The following is a 569-nucleotide window of genomic DNA, read 5'->3' on the forward strand; positions in this document are numbered from 1 at the left end:
TACTTTTCACCATTCCCTCACGGTACTATCCGCTATCGGTCACCAGGGAATATTTAGGCTTAACGGGTGGTCCCGCCAGATTCACACAGGATTTCTCGGGCCCCATGCTACTCGGGTGATCCTCAAACGAGTTGCTGACATTTCAGCTACGGGGGTCTTACCCTCTACGCCGGGCCTTTCGCATGCCCTTCGCCTACATCAACAATTTCTGACTCGCCGACCGGCCGGCAGACCGATCAAGAGAACTCCCACAACCCCGTACATGCAACCCCTGCCGGGTCTCACACACATACGGTTTAGCCTCATCCAGTTTCGCTCGCCACTACTCCCGGAATCACGGTTGTTTTCTCTTCCTGCGGGTACTGAGATGTTTCACTTCCCCGCGTTCCCTCCACACACCCTATACATTCAGATGCGGGTGACAGCCCATGACGACTGCCGGGTTTCCCCATTCGGACACCCCCGGATCACAGCTCGGTTGACAGCTCCCCGGGGCCTATCGCGGCCTCCCACGTCCTTCATCGGTTCCTGGTGCCAAGGCATCCACCGTGCGCCCTTAAAAACTTGGC

General features: G+C 57.3%; 1 rRNA gene. It reads right to left on the reverse strand.

The window, feature by feature from the left end:
- Nucleotides 1-569 (reverse strand): 23S ribosomal RNA (locus ACFPA8_RS27520); the annotation flags it as partial.

The organism is Streptomyces ovatisporus (assembly GCF_042653885.1).
Classification (GTDB): Bacteria; Actinomycetota; Actinomycetes; order Streptomycetales; family Streptomycetaceae; genus Streptomyces; species Streptomyces ovatisporus.